The following is a 2,449-nucleotide window of genomic DNA, read 5'->3' on the forward strand; positions in this document are numbered from 1 at the left end:
CGAGGTCGCGCGCGGGGTAGGGGGTATGGGGGGGAAGGAAAGCGAGGCCCGCCATGACGCAGGCCGCGTATAGCGCGAGCGCCTGTGGCGATTTCTCGACTTGCACCGCTAAACGGTCGCCGGGGCGCAGACCCATCGCGGTCAGCGCGTTTGCCTGACGCGCCGCAATCGCCAGAAACTCCCGTCCGGAATGCACGCTCCCATCGGACGTTGTCAGGAAAGCGTCATCACGGGTGGCGAGTGGCGTGAAGAGGCGGTCGTAAAGCGGGTTAGTCATGAGAGTGTTTCCTTCAAAGACTGAATTCTTTTAGCTTTTCGCGTTACGCGACGGGATTGGTCTGGATCAGCGCCCGAACCTCTTTCGAGGCGGCGACTTCCTGCGCCCGGGCGAAGCGTTCATGGTTCTCGGCAAAGGTCTCCGGATCGTAGCCGTAATTCACCATCGCTCCAGCGCTTTCGGCCAGCCCTTTGGCGGACGTGTCGGCTCCCGCATGCACGGCGTGGATATAGGCGCCGTTGCCGAGGTGGAATCTGGTCACGGGATCATAGGGCATGCCGTCCTTGCGCTTCGCTGTCACGAGGAACCGCGCTGCGGTCGCGCGCAGGGCGTCGGCGTCGAGATCCGCGGGGTCGATACACTGCTCTTTCATCCAGCGCGAAAGAGTTGGGATCGGCGACAAGGTGACGAAGGTGTTGATGTTTGGCAACTCGGCGGCGAGATCTTCGGCAACCTGTTTGATCAGCGAGTTGCCGAAGGAAATGCCAGCGAGCCCGGCTTGGCAGTTGGAGATCGAATAGAAGACAGCAGTATCCGCCTCATCCGCGCGCAAGACCTCACGATCCTCGGCGAGCAGACTCTGCACTGAGCCGGGGATACCTTGGGTTAGTGCGACTTCGACGAAAATCAGCGGCTCATCCGGCATCGCGGGATGGAAGAACGCGAAACAGCGGCGGTCCGTCGGCTCCACCCGGCGGCGTAGATCATCCCATGAGTGAATGGCGTGGACCGCCTCGTAAGCGATGATCTTTTCGAGCACCTGTGCTGGACTTTCCCAGTTGATCGGCCTGAGCACGAGGAAACCGCGATTAAACCAGGAAGAGAACAGGTGTTGGAAGTCGAGATCAATCCGCGCCCTCAGATCCTTGCGCGGGATAAGCCGTAGCAGGTCACGGCGCATTCCGACCAGTTGCGGCGTCGCCCCCGGCACTCGGTTGAGGCGGCGGGCCAGTTCCTGTCGGGCAGGCTCGGACGCGGCAAGAAATTCAGCGTAATTCGCCTGCGATGGTGTCTCTTCGAACGCCGTCAGCGCGTTGCGGACCCTGTCACAGTCGATCCCGAGATCACAAGCGAGATGCTCGAAGAAGGCGGTTTTTGCCCCGTCGTCCATCGCGGCGAAGCGGTCGAGTATCTGCGCGGCCGTCGTCATGCCGGAGATTTCGCCGCGTGTCGAAAGCAGATCGGACGTGAGTTCTTTGATATCGCGCGAGTTTGCTGGGGGCACCATCTTCCCGCGTGACTGGCGCGCGAAGATGGTGGCGAGCACGTCGGAAAGCAGATTCATAACGTGTTCCCCATGACGGCTGTGGGTAGCCATGTCACCAAGCCGGGAAAGAAGCATAGAATAACGAGTGCAAGGATCATGCACCCGACGAAGGGGAGCGATCCCCAGAGCACCTGCTGGAGTGAAATATCCGGTGCTATTCCGTTGATGACGTAAAGGTTGAGGCCGACCGGTGGCGTGATCAGCCCGATCTCCATGTTGATCGTCACGATCACCGCGAACCAAGAGGGGTCGAACCCGGCTGTCGTGATGATCGGCAGCAGGATCGGAGCCGACATCAGGATCACCGCGACAGGTGGCAGGAAGAAGCCCGCGACCAGCAGAAACACGTTGATCAAGACCATTAGCGCCCAGCGATTGACCTCAAGCGCGGCGATCCAATGCGCAATCGACTGCGTCACGAAGAGCGAGGACAGCATGTAGCTGAAGACCCCCGCTGCAGCGATGATGAACAGGATCATCACGCTTTCTTTGGTGCTGTCACGCAGCACGACCCACAGGTCACGCGGGTTCCACAGCTTGTAGATCACCATGGCGATTAGCAGACACAAAAGCGCGCCCACAGCCGCAGTTTCAGACGGCGTCGCAACACCGCCATACATCGCGTACAGCACACCCAGAATGATGAACAGGAACGGCAACACGCGCGGCAGGATTTCAAACTTTTCCTTCCACGTATAGTTGCCCGTCGCCAGCAATTCACGGTTTCCCGATTTCCATGTGGAATACAGCGACCACGCCATGAACAGCGCAACCAGCAGCAAGCCGGGGATCACACCCGCCAAAAACAGACGCCCGATCGAGGTTTCAGTGGCAATGCCGTACACGATCATTGTCACCGACGGCGGGATCAAAATACCCAAGGTACCGCCCGCCGCAATCGACCC

Annotated in this window: 3 protein-coding genes; all 3 read right to left on the reverse strand. The window is 59.9% G+C overall.

The features are described 5' to 3' along the window. Positions 1–277, reverse strand: a 277-nt coding sequence (locus QZ571_RS18425) for an AMP-binding protein (RefSeq protein WP_295537625.1), incomplete at its 3' end; no start/stop codon positions are given. Positions 278–320: 43 nt separating this feature from the next. Further along, positions 321–1,562 (reverse strand): malonyl-CoA decarboxylase, encoded by a 1,242-nt coding sequence (locus QZ571_RS18430; protein WP_295537626.1) that lies wholly within the window; start codon positions 1,560–1,562, stop codon positions 321–323. Further along, positions 1,559–2,449: TRAP transporter large permease (locus tag QZ571_RS18435; RefSeq protein ID WP_295537627.1), on the reverse strand; the 891-nt coding region annotated here is incomplete at its 5' end. The genes QZ571_RS18430 and QZ571_RS18435, both read right to left, overlap by 4 nt.

The organism is uncultured Thioclava sp., assembly GCF_913064665.1.
Taxonomy (GTDB): domain Bacteria; phylum Pseudomonadota; class Alphaproteobacteria; order Rhodobacterales; family Rhodobacteraceae; genus Thioclava; species Thioclava arctica.